We start from the raw sequence: 16,205 nt of genomic DNA on the forward strand, positions 1-16,205 counted from the left end.
ATACTGGCTTTTTTTATGATTTTTGGGTATACACCCAAGTAACCTGCAGTTACTCGGATAGTTAATTTATGGTAACAGTTTTACCATATCAACATCAACACGAGTGTCGGTGAGGTCTTTATCTATTTCGCCACTTAGCTGGACTTTTGTTTCAGGAGTAACATTTTGGCCCAACCATTTATCGTGGTCAATCTCGACGACAATCTCACCGGTCTCATCGACAAATGTATACTTTTCACCACCAAGAGAGCCTTTAATATGGCCAACTAAGGTTACGGGATTTTCGTCACTAAACATACCTGAGTCACGAACCTCTTTTACCGTTGAGACTCCTTGAGAAGGGCCTTGAAAACCACCGCTATTTTGTGGTCCCTTAAAACCACTAGCAAATGCAAGAGACGAGGCAGTAAGAGTTAATGTCGCTAATATTAATGTTTTTTTCATTTTTATTTTCCACTTTGTGTTGAGAACAGGGTCTAATTTAGCAGGTCGCTCTGAATGGAAAATGAATAAAATTGTTATCTTTTAAAAAGAGAAAATAAGAGTAAATCTCAGTTCATTTTCTTTGACGTAAATGATACCTTCCTGTCTTCAATTACAACGTTTGTGTCTTGTACGAGGATTATTTATGACGTTTGATCCGGCAATTTGGTTATGGGTGCCATTTGGGCTCGCAGTCGTTGCAGGTTTAGTGAACCAAAAAGCGCCAGCCATCGTTTTTCTCATCGTAACTGCATTTGCAGGCATGAATATGGGCAGCATAGAGATCTTTGCATTAGCCAGCTCTTTTTCAGTCCTGCTGATGGCATATTATCTCCCGATTTTGCAAAAGAATGACAATACTCAATGGGTGAGTTATGTTGTCTGGCCCATTATTATTGCTTGGTGTGTGTTACTGTTTTTCCACCTCATCCCCGGTTTTAATAATCTAAAGGTACTTGATAATGTGGTTGCGGGAGTACAAAGCGCACCTTATTCTATGTACCTCAACTTAGACAAACCTTTGATCTTTTTTGCTCTCTTGTTTGCATACCCATTATTACTGGGCGATAAGTCCCAGTTTCGATGGAAGTATGCATTAGTAACCTTGATCCCATTATTTTTATTATTGCCGGTTGCTGTATTTCTCGGGGCTTTAAAGCCTGAATTTAGTTTGCCACCTTGGTGGTGGATTTTTGCTTTGAACAATTTGCTCCTGACTTGCATCGCCGAGGAGGCATTGTTCCGTGGCTTTATCCAACAATCGCTCAGTCGCAGATTTGATTGGCGTCTAGGTCTTGTTGTCACCAGTATATTATTTGGTTTAGCACACGTGGGCGGTGGCATGATGCTGATGATTTTTGCTGGTTTAGCGGGTTTAGGCTATGGCTTGGTTTTCCACTTTACTCAGCGCCTTTGGTGTGCAGTAGTGGTTCACTTCATCTTTAACTTTACTCACTTACTCTTTTTTACCTATCCAGTACTCTCTCGCTGAACTTAACATCTTGGGTGTAAGTAAGAGGCGTGAACGCCTCTTACTTAACTCATAGTAGAAAGTTGATATGAGTCGGCTGAATCGTTGATTTGATAACCTAGTTTTTCAAGCTCAGCGCGTATTTGGTCAGCGTCCTGATAATTGCCCTGTTGTTTCAATTGATGGCGTTGCTGAGCGAGTTTTTCTATTTCAACTGGTATGATCAATTTTACTTCACGCTCCATGTCTAGGCCAAAGACCTGATCAAAGTAAACGAGAGTAGCTCGTTTATCTGCGCCGTTGAGATGACTGTCCAATATTGCCCACACAAGTGCTAGCGCGCGGGGCATATTGAAATCTTGGTTGATGAACCCAACGAATTGCGACTGGTAGCTAGGGTCGATTTTGCCTCCTTTAGGTAAGCTTTGCAGCTTTGTCATTAATCTTCTTCGCGCTTTTTGCGCGCCTGCTAGCCCTTGCCAAGTAAAGTTTAGATGACTTCGATAATGACTGGTAAGTGTAAGATAGCGGTAATCAAGAGGATCAAACCCTTTTTCTATTAGTGTATTTAATGTCAGAGATACCCCTGATTTTGATATTTTTTCGTTATCGAGCTGAAGAAAATAGCCGTGTAGCCAGTAATTCGCTTGGATGTGTCCATTCTTCGCTTCGCATTGAGCGATTTCATTTGTGTGATGTACTGGGATATGGTCCTCACCACCAATATGAATATCGAACTGCTTGCCTAAATACTTTTCTGCCATTGCAGAGCACTCTATATGCCATCCCGGAAAGCCAATACCCCAAGGACTTGGCCACTCCATCTGCCTTTGCCTTCTTCCGCTGAGCTTCCAAAGTGCGAAATCGGTTGGGGATTTTTTGTCGCCTAATTCGATGCGTTTTCCTGGAGATAACCCCAATTTGTCTAGGCGAGCGAGCTTACCATAGTCATTGAGCTTGCGGGTGTCGAAATAGACGCCATCGTCGGTAAGGTAGGTAAAACCCTGTTCTTCAAGTGACTGAATAAATTCGATTTGCTCTTGGATGTGCTCGGTAGCTCGGCAGGTTATGTTGGGACGTGAGATGTTCAGTTTTGCCAGATCATTGAAGAAAATGTTTTCGAAATAGCGAGCAATTTCCCATGCTGACTTATTTTGCTTTCGAGCTCCTTTTTCCATTTTGTCTTCTCCCGTGTCACCATCTGAGACTAGGTGTCCGACATCAGTGATATTCATAACATGATTGACTTGGTAATCATTGAGAGTGAATACACGCTTTAAGGTATCGACAAACAAATAGGTTCGAAGGTTACCGATGTGAGCATAGTCATAAACGGTAGGACCGCATGCGTACAAGCTGACCTTGCCATTTTTGATGGCATTGAAAGGTATAATCTGGCGCTTCATAGTATCAAATAGATTCAGGGTCGTTTGATTCATTGTGCTCTCCTAAAAACAAAAAAGGCCGCGGATTAAAAATCAGCGGCCTTGAAAGGGTCAGAAATTCTAGCTAGTAACCACGCGCGTGCCGCCTTAGATAAAAAGGGTTAGGACAACAACAAGAGAACGCGTTTACTATTTTCATAACATTCAATCTATTACAGCGAAGAATGAAAAGCAATCATTTGTAATAATCATCTCTCCACTGACGATTTATTTATTATCAGAAGGAAATCACACCAATTGCTGACTAATGGTTCCGACATGGTCGAGTTCAATTTTAGCTAAGGCACCATTTATTAGAGTAAGATTGGGTGGCTGGTGACCAATATCTAGGTCATACATTACAGGCACTCCACAATCCACTAACGTCTGCTCTATGGCTTCATAATAGGTAAGGGCCTCTTTATGACTAGGCTCTGGAGCGGAACTTCTACCTAATAATAAGCCATTGATATGCTTAAACACGCTTTTAAATCTCATGCTCGTTACTGTTCGGAAGATATTGGTGGGAGACATCTCGGCATTTTCTAAATAAAGAATAATGCCCTCTGGGGAATTCTCTGATAGTGTCTCTAAATCAAGGTATTCAGTGTTAAAAAGGTGGTGTAAGGTATCCCAACACCCTCCAATCAGGCGGCCTCTTAACTCGTTGCCAGAAGATGGTTTTACCAACCATTTCCAACTTGATTCTGTATCCAGATCTAAGCTGCTTGCGGGTTCATTGGCAATATCAGGCCACTCACTGGCAAACATTGCGGATGCTTGTTGAGAGAAGGTTTCTCCTGTTGGTGTTCCAATATGAATCAACGTATCTGCAGTTAGGGGGTCTAACGCCTCTGGTGTCAGATCCATAAAGTTAGAGCAGTGCGCCGACGCCCATCCTAATTTACTGGTGAAAGTCGCCGCTAAGGTACTGACATCAGAGAAACCTAAAATCCACTTTGGTCGAACACTTTGCAATTTGGCAAAGTCGATGTGAGGGAGGAGTTCCATGGCGAATTCTCCTCCCCACGGAGGAAAAATAGCATCAATGTTGTCATCGAGTAAAAACTGCATCAATTCATCGACGCGCTCGTCAATCGGGGCGCTGACGTGTTTTACTTGACCATGTAGGCAATTACCGAGCACTACGCGAAACCCGAGAGACTCAAGATGTGTTTTTACCAGATCAAACCTTGCTTGATGTTGTTTTTCTATTCCTGCTGAAAATGCCGTGACAGCGATTGTAGATCCTGAACGCAAAGGTTTTGGGTAATTCATTTTATTAAGCCATTAATTATCTGATAAATAATAACAATTACAAAATCTCTTATAAATATCAATGGGTATATATAACCTTTGTTAGTTTTTGGTAATTTTGTCTCTGAGTTCTGGATGGGAAAGTAATTACTGAGTAGAGTTTGTCCCAACCAAAAAGAAATTCAATATGAAAATACACTTTTTTGCTGTCTGTTTGATGTCGATGTCGACATTTATATTCGGACAAAATCTGCGTCCGCACATGGTAAGTTATACTGTTCAATCTGGTGATGTTGTGGATATCTCGACTAGCGTAGCTGTTGTTTTAAACCAAGCCGTTACAGTTAGTGTCGGAGAAGGTGTTCAAGCCAATATACTACTATCAGCCGTTAACGATGACACTGAGCATTATCACCTGCAATTAAAACTAAATATAAAAGAGGTGGATAAAATTCTTATTGAAAATGATTTTGTTTCTGGTGGAGCATTGGATATCTCGCTCGCGAATTATCGCATTCACTTACAACTAGATGGTTAGACGTCAGTATCCATTTGTGATTTTAAAATCGTTGTCTTGTTGAAAAGGCTAGCGGTCCTAGCTGAACTTAGATTTTAACAGGTAAAAGGACTTTATTAACTTTGATGATAAGATTAATGAAGGCTTGTAAATAGATTAAGATTGCTAATTTCTACATAAGAATCCATATTATTTTATTTTTAATATTCTGTTAATATTTCATTTGTTAATTAATTGTGTTGTTTAAAATTTTATATGCGGCCATCATGTGTTTTTTATTATCTTTTAAATTTCATAACACTAAAATGGTTTTTGTTGTAAGTGAATATCAAGTTTTAAATTAAATTTTTAGGACATGAAGTTCTATTTAAATATATCCTTAATTATCAGTTTTTATTTGTATATTGGATGGATTGTTCTGGGTAAAGATCACTCATTAACTTAATTTAAATTGATGTGAAATATAAGTTGAAATACTTTTCTTGTGCCGGTTTGGCAATGAAAAATAATACAAGAGGGTATAAATATGAAAGGAAAAATATTTTCAATATTAGCGTTGTCGCTATCTTTTTCTCATTATGTAATGGCAGATTCAAAGTACAGTCCAAATGAAACGCTCTATGGTGGAGTCAACATTAGCCAAGATGGTATTTTGACCTCTCAAGCACTATTTGGATGTGCCGCGCCAACTGAAGTTGAGCTAAAAACAGCGATGGATAATAGTGTTCAAGTGACTATCAAAGATAACTTTCTTGATTGCCGTATAACTCCTTCGGTGCAAGAATTTTCGATTGACCTTAAGCCATTCCTTGAAGATTTTGAATATCATGAAGGTGGGATTCAAATAGCAAACAAGATTATCTTTAAGTATGATGTATTCGGTCAAGTAGATAACTCCGAAAGCAGTGCGATCAATTTCTACTAGAAATTTAGAGTTTCTCTCTGTAAGAAGCGATATACTAATTTACAAACTATTATCGCTTCTTTTATTTTTTATAGCGAATTACGTGACAATGTCACAAAAATTAGTATTATTTGACCGTCAAACAACTTAACTCGGTAAGAGCCCATTCGCTGCGTTATTTTCCTTGAACTCACTTGGATTTGGTATAATATTTTTCGAAGATCAAGATATGGTGAGTTTTAGGGTAAAATAAATGGTAAAAGATAGATCGACAGCCTTTGTGCTTAAAGACATTCTCTCGATGACAGATTCTCCATTGTCTTCTTTTATTCCGAATATTACCAAGCACCCTTTTTCAAATCTTGAACAGCATATTTGCGTTTACAGCTGCCACTACAATGTTGAAAACTTTACCGATGATTTATATCAATATCTTGCTCAAGATGAACCCGCATCTATCCAAAAAGCCGTTACCAAAAGGCGGGCTGAGTTCTTCGCTGGTCGGTTGATGGCGGTACTTGGTCTTGAAGCCCTTGGCAACACTCATAATGTGATAGATATTGGTGAACATCGCAGTCCACAATGGCCAAATGGCTTTCTTGGCTCTATTACGCACTCTTGCAATCAAGCTATGGCTGTGGTGGCATCACAAGAGTACTGGCACTACCTCGGTATGGACCACGAGAAAGATATTCCATTAGACATCGCAAACAATATTGCTGAGCAACTTCTTACCCATGCCGATCGTGAACTTTACCAACAACTGGATATAGACTTTGCCAATTTTTGCAGCGCAGTTTTTTCAATTAAAGAGAGTCTATTCAAAGCGGTGTACCCGCATATTGGCCAATACATTGAGTTCAGTGACGCGAATATGTTAGAGCTTGATATCTCCAAAGGAAGCTTCAAAGTTGAATTGTGTTGGCGTAAGGCACCAAGGGGTTTACAAACTGTGTTTGCCGGGCATTTACTTAAAACGCCCGGTAAAGTGACGACGCTTATTTGTGCTTGAGAAAACCCTCGCGTTCTGCAAGTTTCTCAAAATCATCTTGAGTAGAAAAAAGAATAAGTGGCACCCTCAAATGAGAATGCCAAACTTCTTTATTGTGTAAGTCCCCTTGCTCGAAAGACACGCTCGCATCCAGCAACGATAGCGACATACGCCATAGGAACAATAAACAAAGAAAAGAGGGTTCCTATAGTTAGGCCGCCAACTAACACCAGACCAATATTGATTTGCCCTAGCGAACCTGGCCCATCAGCCAGCGCAAGGGGTAGGGAACCAATTATCATGGTTAAGGATGTCATTAAGATAGGGCGTAACCGAGCCCGAGCGCTCATCATGGCCGCTTCCATAAGCTCGACTTTTTCTTTGCGTTTGATATTGGCAAATTCGACCATCAAAATGCCGTGTTTGGTGACTAAGCCGACCAGAGTAAGCAGCCCTATCTTTGAGTAGAGATTGAGACTTTGACCAAATACACTCAGAGTGAGTATCGCTCCAACCAAGCATAATGGTACGGTCAGCAATATGATCAAGGGATCAACAAAACTCTCAAATTGAACGGCAAGGATCAAGAAGATAAAGATTAAGGCAAGTCCAAAAAGCACTTGCATGCCCGCAGAGGACTCATTTAGCTCTTTTATCACACCATCGTATTTATAGCTTTGTCCTGCCATAAGTAATTGGGGAAGCTGTTGGTCAAGGTAAGCTTCAATATCACTAGCACTGTAACCCGATACTAAATTGGCAGTAATTTCTGCTGCATCCTTACCATTATATGTCTTGATATTGGACTCAGCGGTCACGGGAGTGATGGAGACAAATTGAGAGAGTGGTAGCTTCTGACCCGCTTCAGAGACAACGTACAGTTTATCCAGTACTTTAAAGTCACCGAGATCTTTACGGTTTACTTGTACTTCAATTGGGTAGGTGTAGCCATCATCTGTTTGCAAATCTGCGGCCTTAACTGAGCCTAAAAATGTTGAGATTGCATTGGTAACGTTACTGTATTTTGCACCGGACAAAGTAATAGCGTTACGATCAATCGATAAATCATAGCGCAGTTGGTCACGGTGAGTTGAGTTGTTGACATTAGAGACACCAGGGTAATCTTTCAGTAAATCAACCACCTTTTCTGCAGTAGTAGCAAGTGCCTCTAAATCCCGATTGACTGTGGTAATTTCAAGAACCAAGCCCGTTGCGATATCTAAGTTGTCTGCAGATCTGACAGAGAAAGACGTGGTATAAGCAGAAATATTCTTGCTGGCCTCAGCTTGTAGTTCATCGATAACTTCATTGGCGGTTTTTTTGCGTTCGCCCCAAGGTGTGAGCAACACATGATTGGTTGGTGAGCCCTCTATATATGCCAAGTTAGTTTCGACCGCATCATTTCCTTCTAGAACCTTGTTGATCTGCCCAGAGTTTTTGAGGTTATAGAGTCGGTTAGCACCTGCTGGTGGTGTGGAAGTTACCTCAATAAAACCAGTATCTTCAGTCGGTAATAAAACCTTGGGTATTAACCATACAGCTACCATCGAGAGTAAGATAAGTCCAAACGTTGTTGCTAATACGATTCGCGGTCTTTCGAACCAGTTTTTTAATAAAATCACATAGTTATCAGTTAGTTGATTGAGTTTAGATTCTACCCAAACAAACCATGCAGCACCGCTGCCTTTTGGTTTAAGCAGATAGGCACTCATCATCGGTGACAGGGTCAAAGCAACAAATCCTGACAAGATAACAGCAGCAGCAAGAGTAAAGGCAAATTGCCTAAATAGATCCGCAGTCAGTCCAGACATCAAACCAATAGGCAGATAAACCACCGCTAATGTAAGGGTCATGGCGATAACTGGGAAAACGATTTCTTTGGCACTTGTCATTGCTGCTTGGATTGGAGACAAGCCGTTTTCAATATGGCGATAACAATTTTCAACCACGACAATGGCGTCGTCGACGACTAAGCCAATGGCGAGAATTATCGCTAAAATGGTGAGTACATTGATGCTAAATCCGAGCATAGCCATGACAGCGAAGACGCCAATTACACAGACTGGAATAGTGATAAGTGGGATAATAGCAACCCGCAGTGAGCCAAGGAACAGAACCACAATTGCTGAGACTAAGACAATCGCTTCCAGTAAGGTCATAAAGCTGTCATCAATGGCTTTTTGAATAAAGTCGGCTTGGTTGTACACCATCTTCATTTCTAAATCAGCAGGGAGCTGCATGGTTTCCATGGCTTTTTTAACGTGATGAGCAACGGTGACCGGGTTTTCTGACTTAAATGGAAGTACTTGAAGTGACATTGCGGTATGTCCATTGACCTCAAGCTGACTCGGCTCTAAGCTCTCTTCTCCCATTTTGACGTCGGCGACATCTTTTATTCGAATAATGTTGTCGTTGTCGACTCGAATGACCAAATCCCGCACATCTTTAGTCGAGGTTACTTGATTGACTGGATTGATGGAAAAGTCGCGGATTTCACCTTTGATGGTTCCAGCGGTAAAAGTAGTGTTATAAGTACTGAGCGTCGACACCACATCTGCGGCACTGACATTCAGCGCTGCCATACGCTCGGGCTCAAGCCAAACGCGCACCGCTCGTTTCGAACCACCATAAGGACCCCAAACGCCACCAACGCCCGAAACATTTTTAAATTGAGGTACGAGCTGCTGACTAATAAAGTCGTACATCTCTTGTTTGCTCATTTTGCCGTTTTTGTTAACGAAAGTGATGATGTTACTTGGCATGGCTGTATCAGATGAGTCATCGGTTACGGTCGGCTTATCTGTCATTGCGGGGGGAAAGTCGTTGATGCCTTCGACCTTACTGCGAAGGTTGTTCATTAAGCTTGTGTATTCAACGTCGTCGATACCATCTTCAAACTTGATTTTGAGTGAACAACTGCCTTCTTTGCAATTTGTGGTCATGGTTTTCACTTTATCAAGTCCGGCAATCGAATTGATCAGAACCTGAGCCACGTTTTGTGACATAAACTCGGCACTTGCCCCTGTGATAGAGGCATTAACGTTGGCTGAAGCCGTATGACGCTCAGGAAAATACTGTACTGAGAGCTTTTGATACGAGACCATGCCAAGCAGCACGATTGCGATGCTTAATACTGTCGCAAAAACGGGATGTTTAATACAGATTTCAGGCAGCTTCATCATGAACCTCTACTGCCTTTGTCGCTTGTTTTTGTTTAGTATTTGTCTGAGGTTGCGAGTTAATGGGGGTAGTATCGCTGGGTAATGGTTTCGTCTCAGGTAAAGGCATTTGTGGTGCTTTATCATCAGAGTTTTTAATCGAAACCATATCACCATCTTTGAGATTTTGTCCTCCTGTGACGACAACGATGTCATCTGGACTCAAGCCAGACTTGATGGACACATCACCATTATTTTTGTTTTCACCGAGTTTGACAGAACGTTGGCTGACTTTATTGTGCTTGACTAACCAAACAAACTTTTGATTACCATCAACACTGATGGCTGTTTGCGAGATCACCATTTCAGGGCGTGCTTGCCCAGTCTTTTGCAGTACTTTGGCAAACATACCAGGGACAAGGCGCTTATCGGGGTTATCAATATGTGCATGCACCTCGACTCTGCCCGAACTTTCGTCAACTCTCGGGGCGAGATAATCCAGCTTGCCAGTAAATGATTGGTTAGGATAAGCATCAACAGTAATAGAGACAAATTGTCCCAACTTAGCTTGGCCATATTCAGATTGACTGATGGAATAATGGACTTGGAGTGGATCTAATTTTACTAGGCTGACGAGTGGCGTCGCCGCTTCCACTCGACTGCCAACGGACTGAGTAAAATTAGTCAATTGACCATCAAAAGGAGCCACAATTTTGTAGTCTTGGATCAGGCTTTCCTTTTGGCGAAAGTCGGCTTTGGCTAAGTTGAGCTTTTGTCTCAACTCTTCAACATCTTGCGCTGACATCGAATCGGGTTGTTTTTTAAGCAAAGCCAAGACACGATTTAGCTTTGATTCCGCCAGCCCCATTGAACTTTTGGCTTTATCCAATTCTGCGACCGCTTGAGTGTCATCAAGTTGGGCAATGAGCTGACCTTTTTTGACCATATCACCATCTTGAAAGTGCAATGCTTTGAGTTTTTCCCCTGCACTGAAAGTCAGATCTGCAGAGTAAGTGGGCTCAAGTTTCCCCACTTCGTTGATAGCTGCTGTACTGGTTTGGACTCTAACTTTTTCCGTGGTAACCGGTTTGGCAGTGGCGGGGTCTTTTGCCAAGGTCTGACAAGCAAACAGAGTACTGATCATGGCGAGAAGTAACGTGTTTGACGATTTCATTCAAGATCTCCAATTGATAGAGGAGTTAGTGTATAGCGCAGATTTTGAATAAAACGTTAGAGCTTGGTTAGTGTTTGTTAAATTTTTACCAGATGGCGTAAGTTACATGAGTATAGAGCCAATAAATTACGGTTAGCTCCACCATTATCAAGGATGATTATGTCTCTCTTTAATTGAGTTTTGTGATATTGCGCTAAGTTCTTTTTCTTTGGTAAAAGTGCAAAAACTCAATTTGTCGCGAAAAGTGGTCGCTTTATTGAGTGATGTGATTATTTTTGTAGTAAAAGTGAAAGAATGACCAGTAATTTCAGAGATTTGAATAGTCAATGCGCCATTATGCAATTGAACGAGCTTAGTGGTAAATTTAGCAATATTTTTTTACAGAGCTGATCGCTATGACGTCAAATCTTGCCTTTAGTAGTGAGCCTATCCATATCGCTCGTTTTGGGCACATTTTAGAATTACACCCAGAGATGAGTAAGGTACGGATTGATTTTGAGGGTAATAACGCTGGCGAGCCAGTGTGGGCATCGCTCGGGCGACTGTTTAGTCAAAGTCACATCCAGCTTGCCATTGACAACGAATTGGCCTGTAAAGTCGAGTTTTACGCCGGTGATGCGTCTTTGCCGATAGTCACAGATATTTTCTTTTCAGTATTGGAAGAGAACTCTTTGGTAATCAGAGCTAAAAATGTGCTGTTAAATGGCAGCGAAAAAGTCACTCTACAAAGTGAGTCTGCCTCCACAGAGTACTGTGGTCGAACTGGCAAGGTGACGACCAAAGCTAAGTTTATCACCAGTAATGCTGAAAAAACGCACAAAATTCAAGCGCAAAAAATTGATTTAAATTGAACCCTACCAGCCAACATTCATGAGAATTCATTATGTCAGTCACTATTTGCAGTAACGGTCTTACCATCGTCCATCAAGGTTCAGGAGGAGAGGCCAACGCCTCTGAGCCAGATGTTTGTAAAACCACAGTTGGTCCTGCTGTAAAGAATATCGCCTATGAAAATAATGCAAAATCAGCGGATCTGGCAGAGGGAACCGTGACCGTCTGTGCCGATGGTGGTAATAGTATTGCAATGAAAGGCAGCAAATTTGCCGTGAGTGTCGGGGATGCAGATGGCGATCAGAAAGGAGTTGATTCTGGGACGATCGAAGATGAGGCGGAATTTACTGGTGCGTCTCCCAACGTCATCATGGAAGGTAAGGGTGTGGCACGCCTGAGTGATCCCATGACAATGAATAAAGCCAATACTATTTGTTCTGGAGTACAAAACCCAAGCTTAACCGTGGATCCAGTGCTTGAAGTCCCATCCAGTATTGATATTTGTGTGCGCTATCCCAACGGGAAACCGTTCAAGAATGCTGCCTTCGTAGTGGCTGATGAAAGCGGCGCACCAAAGGGAGCAGGAACACTAGATGCCTCCGGAAAATCAAATGTCAATGGTCTCAAGCCAGGCAAAATAAAACTTAAAGCTTCTGAAAGCGCTGACCCTTTTGAAATCTGTCCGATCAGAAGAAAGAACCCTCACTTTGAACAAGAAGCGCCCCATGATGATTTCTTTGCTCGTGCAACAAAAGGGCAGCAAGGGTTTTGGCAACCGGTACGTGTAGAAACAGGGCTTGCACCGTGGGGGAGTATAGGAAAAGAGCTGAGTAGTGACAGATTCTTTCAAGATATTGTTGAATTAGAAACAAAACTCCATTTTGAATACCAGCATCCTGATAGCGCATTTACACTAGGAAAAACCTGTGATGTTGTGGTTGGCAATTTGAATATGCCCTTGCCTCATACTACGGAATGTATGTTGGCTTATTGTATGCCGTTAATGCTTGAAGAGGGTGAAATACTCTCGGTATTACTTCGACTCGCTTCACATGAAACTACCGACCGCATGACAGCGTTCATGCGTGCTCGTGGTGAGGGTAATCCTCTCACGTATTTACAAAATTACGATTGGAGTGGGACGCAGAAACAGATTAATGAAAGCCTTGCCAATCTACTTAAAAAAATTGAGTCACGAATTGTATTTTTGCGTGATGAGGCGAGTAAACTAAAATACTCGTATTTGTCTGAAGATATTTTTGATAAACACATTGATACACTGAAAGCGTACACCAAAGGTTTACCTGAGCTTATTTCTATGAGCTTTACCAAAATGCAGCTCAGAGCCACCACTTTGCTGGCAAATAGTGCTAACGTCAATGTAACCAAAGACGACGACAATGTTTACTCTACTGAAGCGGGTGATATCAATAAAGTGGTGAACACCACTCAAACCATTGATACTGTGGAACCTTTTATGAATTTGGTCGCGGGTAAGATAGATAATGTCATTCCGATTTATCCGGTTCGTTATGGTTATGCTAATTTCTTTGATGAAATTTTGCCTGCACAAGCACCACCGACTTTACCTGAGATGGCCGCCGCATCGGGTTTAAATGAGACGGGAGGGTATCTTTTACGTTTATTGCGCGAAGGCTGGGTATACATAAAAGAAGAGGAAGGTAAATCCGATAATCAGCAGATCCATATCTTCCGCTACGTTCAAACTGAAACTCCAAACGGCGTGATTGAACAATTTGAGAAATACTACTTTACCAACGAAGAAAACGCACAAGACGGGCTAACGCTCGATATTTCATCGGGATCAACTTTTTATCCCTTTGCCTTTGTGACTGCGAACACTCAAAAGATCTCAATAGCGTATTCAGAGCACGAATGGGCCGCTGACATCATAGATAAGATGAACAGCGACCAAGAATGGCGCACCAAAGCTATGCAGCAAGTTGACATGAGCGCCAGCGATGACTTTAGTGATACTGCCACTCAAGATAAGTTGAATAGTCTGGTGGAAGACTACCGCAGCAATGACGTGAAATGGCTAGCAGATAAAGAAGCGCAAAAGCCGACCGATATTGGCAAGGATATTGTAACCACTCAAAAAAGCTACCATCTTGTGGCTGATGAGTTGGTTGAAACCATGCAAAAAAGCCATAGCGAGAAAAAAGACGGCACCTTAGTAGTGTTATTTGACCCTGTCGGCCGCCAGCGAGATATTGCCAATCAGCTCAAAATGACGTTGGCTGAGGGGCAAGCCTATCAGACAAATAACCTCTATCCATTGACAATAGGCAGCTACGCTAAAGCTTGCTTGGACAGTGAAGTGCCTGAAGTCAGTCAAGTCGCGCAAGAAAACCTTGATACCCAGGCCCTCACTGAGTTTTGGGATAACAGTGAACTCAAAATGGATAAGATTAAGGAGCAGACTCAGCAGTGGCTCGATATAATGGCTTATTTTGTTTCCGGAGAGGGGGCTAAAAATGAGCTAGGTTCACTCACTTTTTACATGCAATATTATATCGATACTCGTCAAGAGGGTTTAAAAAAGCCTGTAGAAGAGTTAGTCAAACTGTTCTTTTTAATCGGCGGGCTTTTTGATGGAGTGACTGCCAGTGAAGACGGTATGGACGCTATGGATGATTGGGTAGGCCAAGCGTTTACTACTGAGACTCTTACGCCAGAGGACAATGCAGCGGGAGCGGGTTTTAAAATCGCAGAGCGTATCTTTACTCAGTGTCATGGGGGAGATTGGAGTGAGTGGATTGAACTCATGGGTAATCATGTGTTGGGCTCTATGGGGACATTTTTGGCCCGTCTACCCGTAGCTTTTGATTATGTAGGTAAGCAAAATAAAAAATGGGCCAAAATAGCGGGCAATGTGGGGCTAGAGAAGTTTTATCGCACCACATTTCCTTCGATACTCGATGCACTTTTGGGGTTAAAAGTGACCGGGAATAGGTTACCAGTACCCTTTGATGACGTTGAATCGCTGATCAAAAAGCAGGCCATCAGTGGCCGCGCTGCTTCTATTTGGCAAAAAACTAAAACCAAATGGTATGATAAGCTAATCGATTGGTCAGAAACGAAAGTGGATGAGAAGCAGACCCGTATTTTGCAACTGCTTGAATTCGAGGTCACGCCAAATTGCCCTAAGATAATCCAAACAATGATTGATAAGATCGAGAAGGTGGTCAAACCTGCCAGTAAAACAGCTGTGCACATAGCCGCCTCCACTGCCAGCGCAGGTTTTTCGGGTTGGTCTTTTTTCCTCAATGTGGAAGCTATGTATGAGATGGGCGCTCAAGATGAGTTTACGACTCTCGACCCTATTACCAATAAAGACGAGCTTTACCGTATTCTTCAAGTGAGCGCGACGTTGGGTGCTTTGGCGGCTGATAGTATCGAGCTAGCTAAATATGGCGCGAAATCAGCAAATGCTACTGCTTCAACACTCAATAGGGGACTTAACTCCCAATTGATGCAAAAATACCTGCCCACCCTGAGCGCTAGAATGGCTGAAAAGCTTGGGTTGGCCAATGTGATAGCTTATAGCCAGCATATGGATAATTTCTTCATAAAAGCACCAGTTAACGCGTTGGTTGCAATTGTAACGATAGCCGAAGCCTCTAGCTATGGTTGGGATGCTTATAAAGCATCTCAAAGTGGGAATGTGGGATTAAAGCACGGCAATTTGTTAGGGGCAGGTTTCTCGATAGCATTATTTGGGACTATCTTGTTCTCTGGTTTTGCCTCTTTGATATTTTTGAGCATCTGTGTGGCAGGCTTGTTTTGGAGTGATAGCATTATTGCGCGCTACACCAAAACGGGGATTGAAAATCTACTTTTTAGATGCTTTTGGGGCAAAAGTGAAGACTATTCGTTTTGGAAAAACTTTGTTAGTGTGGAAAAAATTAAAATTGCAGGGGATAGACTAAAAGTAATAGAGTCTATGTTATTCAAGGAAAAACAAAATTATTTTGAAACAGCGTTTCAAATTGAGTCTCAAGAGTTTATTAATTATCTCTATTGGCCGCAGTTAGAAGTGGAAAGCAAGGCCATCACACCAGGCGTAATTAAATCAGATAAACTTTTTACTTTCCGTTTTGTTTTACCAGAGTTTAAAATGGGCATTTCTCAGCTCCATGGTACTTTGACCAAAGAGCTTTACGATAGATCAGGAATTGCATCGATTGAGCGTGAATCGACTGAGCCTCTGACAGAGGCGTTTAAGCACGCCCTAGTTGTCGCATTGAATGATCCGCAGCAGCATGAATTTAAACAAAATGGACTGCATTTAACCTTGCAAGTAGAGTGCCCATTTAGGCAAAGTCGCGGAATCGCATGCGACCTGAGTTTGAAATGGTGTTATGAGCCAGAGCCTTCATTAGTGGTGCCTAAGCGTATTTTAACTTCATCAGGTGATATTGACGGCCATATGATAGGCATGATTAATGATAAACCTAACGATAATTATTAAG

The 16,205-nt window shown here is 41.9% G+C and carries 11 protein-coding genes; 6 read left to right on the top strand and 5 right to left on the bottom strand.

Annotated features, from left to right (window positions below; translation table 11 throughout):
- Positions 1 to 66: 66 nt before the first annotated feature.
- Positions 67 to 444: a NirD/YgiW/YdeI family stress tolerance protein gene (locus RH40_RS01680; protein ID WP_009599537.1), complete on the bottom strand. Its 378-nt coding sequence runs from the start codon at positions 442 to 444 to the stop codon at positions 67 to 69.
- Between the two features lie 184 nt (positions 445 to 628).
- Here RH40_RS01680 and RH40_RS01685 point away from each other — a divergent pair, with 184 nt between their 5' ends.
- Positions 629 to 1,474 (top strand): CPBP family intramembrane glutamic endopeptidase, encoded by an 846-nt coding sequence (locus RH40_RS01685; protein WP_009599538.1) that lies wholly within the window; start codon positions 629 to 631, stop codon positions 1,472 to 1,474.
- Between the two features lie 44 nt (positions 1,475 to 1,518).
- Here RH40_RS01685 and cysS read toward each other — a convergent pair whose 3' ends face one another.
- Positions 1,519 to 2,892, bottom strand: coding sequence for a cysteine--tRNA ligase (gene cysS, locus RH40_RS01690; protein ID WP_009599539.1), 1,374 nt, complete (start codon positions 2,890 to 2,892; stop codon positions 1,519 to 1,521).
- Between the two features lie 234 nt (positions 2,893 to 3,126).
- A complete protein-coding gene (locus RH40_RS01695) occupies positions 3,127 to 4,155 on the bottom strand; it encodes a S66 family peptidase (protein ID WP_009599540.1) in 1,029 nt (342 codons plus the stop codon).
- 166 nt (positions 4,156 to 4,321) lie between these two features.
- Here RH40_RS01695 and RH40_RS01700 point away from each other — a divergent pair, with 166 nt between their 5' ends.
- The 3 genes from RH40_RS01700 (at position 4,322) to RH40_RS20005 (ending at position 6,567) form a co-directional block, all read left to right on the top strand.
- Complete coding sequence (locus RH40_RS01700; RefSeq protein WP_009599541.1) at positions 4,322 to 4,672, top strand: hypothetical protein; 351 nt, start codon at positions 4,322 to 4,324, stop codon at positions 4,670 to 4,672.
- Positions 4,673 to 5,177: 505 nt separating this feature from the next.
- The gene (locus tag RH40_RS01705) at positions 5,178 to 5,576 is read left to right on the top strand and encodes a hypothetical protein (protein ID WP_009599542.1); all 399 of its coding nucleotides are present in this window, start codon (positions 5,178 to 5,180) and stop codon (positions 5,574 to 5,576) included.
- A gap of 232 nt (positions 5,577 to 5,808) precedes the next feature.
- The gene (locus RH40_RS20005) at positions 5,809 to 6,567 is read left to right on the top strand and encodes a 4'-phosphopantetheinyl transferase family protein (protein ID WP_009599543.1); all 759 of its coding nucleotides are present in this window, start codon (positions 5,809 to 5,811) and stop codon (positions 6,565 to 6,567) included.
- An 89-nt stretch (positions 6,568 to 6,656) separates the two neighbouring features.
- Here RH40_RS20005 and RH40_RS01715 read toward each other — a convergent pair whose 3' ends face one another.
- Positions 6,657 to 9,725, bottom strand: a complete 3,069-nt coding sequence (locus RH40_RS01715; RefSeq protein ID WP_039954005.1) for an efflux RND transporter permease subunit — start codon at positions 9,723 to 9,725, stop codon at positions 6,657 to 6,659.
- Positions 9,712 to 10,878: an efflux RND transporter periplasmic adaptor subunit gene (locus RH40_RS01720; RefSeq protein ID WP_009599545.1), complete on the bottom strand. Its 1,167-nt coding sequence runs from the start codon at positions 10,876 to 10,878 to the stop codon at positions 9,712 to 9,714. Before RH40_RS01720 ends, RH40_RS01715 begins: the two co-directional genes overlap by 14 nt.
- Positions 10,879 to 11,273: 395 nt before the next feature.
- Between RH40_RS01720 and RH40_RS01725 the strand changes: the two genes are divergently transcribed.
- Together RH40_RS01725 and RH40_RS01730 are read left to right on the top strand one after the other, a co-directional pair.
- Entirely contained in the window at positions 11,274 to 11,729 is a 456-nt protein-coding gene (locus tag RH40_RS01725) for a hypothetical protein (RefSeq protein ID WP_009599546.1), read from the top strand.
- A 32-nt stretch (positions 11,730 to 11,761) separates the two neighbouring features.
- Entirely contained in the window at positions 11,762 to 16,204 is a 4,443-nt protein-coding gene (locus RH40_RS01730; RefSeq protein ID WP_009599547.1) for a toxin VasX, read from the top strand.
- Position 16,205 lies beyond the last annotated feature (1 nt).

Origin of the sequence: Vibrio caribbeanicus ATCC BAA-2122 (genome assembly GCF_000165125.1) — a bacterium.
Taxonomy (GTDB): Bacteria; Pseudomonadota; Gammaproteobacteria; order Enterobacterales; family Vibrionaceae; genus Vibrio; species Vibrio caribbeanicus.

Bases quoted from the DNA above. Each gene is read 5' to 3' on its own strand.
- RH40_RS01680 (WP_009599537.1), bottom strand. From the start codon at position 444: ATGAAAAAAACATTAATATTAGCGACATTAACTCTTACTGCCTCGTCT.
- RH40_RS01685 (WP_009599538.1), top strand. From the start codon at position 629: ATGACGTTTGATCCGGCAATTTGGTTATGGGTGCCATTTGGGCTCGCA.
- cysS (WP_009599539.1), bottom strand. From the start codon at position 2,892: ATGAATCAAACGACCCTGAATCTATTTGATACTATGAAGCGCCAGATT.
- RH40_RS01695 (WP_009599540.1), bottom strand. From the start codon at position 4,155: ATGAATTACCCAAAACCTTTGCGTTCAGGATCTACAATCGCTGTCACG.
- RH40_RS01700 (WP_009599541.1), top strand. From the start codon at position 4,322: ATGAAAATACACTTTTTTGCTGTCTGTTTGATGTCGATGTCGACATTT.
- RH40_RS01705 (WP_009599542.1), top strand. From the start codon at position 5,178: ATGAAAGGAAAAATATTTTCAATATTAGCGTTGTCGCTATCTTTTTCT.
- RH40_RS20005 (WP_009599543.1), top strand. From the start codon at position 5,809: ATGGTAAAAGATAGATCGACAGCCTTTGTGCTTAAAGACATTCTCTCG.
- RH40_RS01715 (WP_039954005.1), bottom strand. From the start codon at position 9,725: ATGAAGCTGCCTGAAATCTGTATTAAACATCCCGTTTTTGCGACAGTA.
- RH40_RS01720 (WP_009599545.1), bottom strand. From the start codon at position 10,878: ATGAAATCGTCAAACACGTTACTTCTCGCCATGATCAGTACTCTGTTT.
- RH40_RS01725 (WP_009599546.1), top strand. From the start codon at position 11,274: ATGACGTCAAATCTTGCCTTTAGTAGTGAGCCTATCCATATCGCTCGT.
- RH40_RS01730 (WP_009599547.1), top strand. From the start codon at position 11,762: ATGTCAGTCACTATTTGCAGTAACGGTCTTACCATCGTCCATCAAGGT.